Annotated in this window: 3 protein-coding genes and 1 pseudogene; 2 read left to right on the forward strand and 2 right to left on the reverse strand. The window is 47.4% G+C overall.

Annotated elements, in window-relative coordinates:
• Nucleotides 1–312: 312 nt before the first annotated feature.
• Nucleotides 313–1,461, reverse strand: a complete 1,149-nt coding sequence (locus FIM25_RS16750; RefSeq protein ID WP_139450995.1) for a mechanosensitive ion channel family protein — start codon at nucleotides 1,459–1,461, stop codon at nucleotides 313–315.
• Nucleotides 1,462–1,611: 150 nt separating this feature from the next.
• On the opposite strand from FIM25_RS16750, the gene FIM25_RS16755 reads away from it, so the two are divergent.
• On the forward strand, nucleotides 1,612–2,091 hold the full coding sequence (locus tag FIM25_RS16755) for a YqaA family protein (RefSeq protein ID WP_139450996.1): 480 nt from the start codon (nucleotides 1,612–1,614) through the stop codon (nucleotides 2,089–2,091).
• Between the two features lie 114 nt (nucleotides 2,092–2,205).
• Entirely contained in the window at nucleotides 2,206–2,745 is a 540-nt protein-coding gene (locus tag FIM25_RS16760) for a PAS domain-containing protein (RefSeq protein ID WP_179953485.1), read from the forward strand.
• On the opposite strand, the pseudogene FIM25_RS17425 reads toward FIM25_RS16760, so the two are convergent.
• Nucleotides 2,696–3,018: pseudogene (locus FIM25_RS17425) on the reverse strand (IS701 family transposase); the annotation flags it as partial. The gene FIM25_RS16760 and the pseudogene FIM25_RS17425 overlap by 50 nt on opposite strands.

Consider the following 3,018-nt stretch of genomic DNA (forward strand, 5'->3'; position numbering starts at 1 on the left):
GTAATGAATATGGCCACTATGGCCCTGGAGGAGGCATATATCCGGGAAGAAAAAACCATCTCGGCAGAGCTGCTTTACAGCGCTGAATGGTTCAACAGATCCGAGTGAAACGGAGGCGACTGCGAGGGGACTCCAGCGTTAAGGGATAACTCGGTGCGGTAGACTGCTGTCTACAATGAAAGACCGGAAGGGGATAGCCCCTTCCGGTCACATTTTTGTCGGGTATTTGTTTGTGAGAATTTTTGTGGATTTGTGTATGAGAATCAACACTGGCCCTTTCGGCCAACTGCAGCAACTGGTGACAGAGGGGCATCATGGCTTGGTATCCTGATCAGCGGGTGGAATAAAGACCTGGGGAGCCTCGGACTCCGGCAGGTTTTCAACATACAGAGACCGACTTGGAAATGCAAAAGATGTGCCTTCCTCTTCCACAATGGCTTTGATGGAAAGGGCCAGACCCTCTTTGGCTGCAAGCCATTCTCCCCAGGCTGTGGTCCGGGTAAAACAATAAACCATAATATCGATGGATGAGTCTGAAAAACGGTCAATGCGTACAAAAAGAGGAACTTCCGGAGGGTTGACAAAGGCCGGATTTTCCAGCAGATGGTTTTCTATCCGGTCCCGGACTTTCCTCAGGGTATCCAGGGTGGTGCGGTATTCAAGGCCGATGGTCCAGAAAATTCTTCTGTGGGTCATATGGGAAAAGTTGGTCAGTGTATTGTCGGAAAGCCTTGCATTGGGTACAAAGACCGGAGCTTTGTCAAAGCGGCGTATGCGGGTGGAACGGAAACCTATTTCCTCAACGGTACCTTCCACAACACCTTCCACATGAATCCAGTCTCCTTTGCCAAAGCGGCGTTCTGTAAGTATAAGAATGCCGGAAATAAGGTTCTTGAACAGATCCTGGGCACCCAGCGCTACCGCTACGCCAAAAAGTCCGAAACCGGCAAGAACCGGGCCGACTTTAATGCCCCACATGTCCAGAATGGTAGCGGCACCGATGGCGATGACGGCAATTTTCACGGCTTTCTGGGCCCAGTCCAGCAGGGCTTCGCCCACCTTTTCTTTTATATTGCTGAGAAGTCTGAAGAGGGGAGGAATAGCGGAAAGCAGCGCCCAGAAAATCATGAAGGCAATCATGGACCGGATCAGTTTTTCAGAAAAAAGAGCGGCACCGCCTTCAAGATTCAGAAAACGTAAGGCAAAAAAGACACCTAATATAACAGGAACAAGGCGTACGGGTGGTTCCAGTGAGGCTACTATTTCATCATCCAGCCGGGTTTCTGTCTGGCTGCTCAGTTTTTTAAGGCGGTTGAGAAGCCATTGAACAACGGTTCGCCGTAACAGGAGAAAAAAAATGAGAATACCAGCCGCCGCAAGATAGCGGGCTATGGGAATACCCATGAACCCATGATTCCAAACATCTATGGTCATTGTTACAAACTCTTGAAAAGACTCCATGAAACCTCCTGGTTTGCCTGCATGCACTTGCAGGGAATAAATATCCGGGCAAGTATACGGTCCGGGCTTTCCAGCGTCAAGCAAGGGGGAGTATCAGTCCATGATCATGATCCTTGCCGGAGATCTTCAAAATAATTGGAACTGTAGAATATGAATGATTTTTTTTCCTGGGATAATAACCTCTTGTCTTCCGATGAATTCTGGCTGACAGGGCTTTTTGTCTCCGCCTTTGTGGCGGCAACCCTTTTGCCCGGTGCTTCGGAAGTAGTACTTGTGGCAGCGCTTCTGAATGGCAAAGATCCTGTTACAGCTGTTGCTGCTGCAACCACAGGCAATGTTCTGGGAGCTGTAACCACCTTTTATCTTGGTAATTTTGCCGGAGATGGAGCAGGGCGTTTTCTTGGAATTTCTGAAGAAAAAAGGGAGCAATCAGCCCGGTGGATCTCCCGCTATGGTTCATGGATGTTGTTCTTTTCCTGGATACCCGTTGTGGGAGACCCTCTGGTTTTTGCCGCAGGGATTTTGCGTATGAAGGTTTTGCATTTTCTTGTTTTCATGGTTTTCGGAAAGCTGGTCCGTTATATTGTGGTTGCATGGCTGACCCTTGGTGCAGGCAGTCTTTACGGCTGAAGATACCCGCATCTTTTTTTTTAAAAGTTTTCAGTACTGTCTCTGACAAAGATGTTTTATTTTAAGTCCTTCCCAATAAATGGCCCCCCCAACGCATTAAAAAGGATACTCTCCATGCAGGAAAATCAAAGGGAAGAATGGCGTGACCGGGTGGAAAAAGCAGAAACGGATGCACTTTTTTATCGGATGATTTTTGAAAAATCCACGGCCCCCACCATTGTCATTGAATCGGATTATACCATCAGCCGTATAAATGAACGTGTTGAAGAACTCCTCGGTTATTCCAAAGAAGAGATAGAAGGAAAAATTGAGTGGCTGCGTTTTGTAGTCAGGGAGGATCTGGAGCGTATGATGCGTTATCATCATACGCGGAGAAAGGATCCCGGAGCAGCACCCGGTGAGTATGAGTGCCGTCTTATGAATCGTGAAGGGCAGGTCCATGATATCCTGATTAAGCTGGATATGATCCGTGGAACAACTACCAGCGTTGCCACCCTTGTCAATGTAACGGCGGAAAAGGCTGTGGTAAAAACTCTCAGGCAGCGGGAAGCGGAATTTCGGGCCATTGTGGAGCATTTTACAGGTTTTCTTTATACCTTAGGAGTTACGCAGTTGCCTCAAAAGTCCAAGCTGGGTGCTCCATATATTTCCTGACAGCATCCCTGATAATTCTGTATTTGAGTTCAAAACAGCTGAGGCCTGTCTTGAAACTGAAGACCGAAAAACGCAAGAATGTCCTTATTGCAAGTCCGATATGATTTCTTTGAGCTTTGGCAGCTCTTACATGAGAGCGTTCCACTCCACAGAACTGTTTAAGGTTACGATGATACTCTTCGATTTTCCATGAAAATTCAGACAGTTGAAGTCGCTTAAGATCATCCATATCAAGATGGTTTGTTGCCCAGTATTCRATTGTTCCATCTTTGC

It is taken from the genome of Desulfobotulus mexicanus (genome assembly GCF_006175995.1).
GTDB lineage: Bacteria > Desulfobacterota > Desulfobacteria > Desulfobacterales > ASO4-4 > Desulfobotulus > Desulfobotulus mexicanus.

Coding starts and splice junctions, on each gene's coding strand:
- FIM25_RS16760 (WP_179953485.1), top strand. CDS start 2,206: ATGCAGGAAAATCAAAGGGAAGAATGGCGTGACCGGGTGGAAAAAGCA.
- FIM25_RS16755 (WP_139450996.1), top strand. CDS start 1,612: ATGAATGATTTTTTTTCCTGGGATAATAACCTCTTGTCTTCCGATGAA.
- FIM25_RS16750 (WP_139450995.1), bottom strand. CDS start 1,461: ATGGAGTCTTTTCAAGAGTTTGTAACAATGACCATAGATGTTTGGAAT.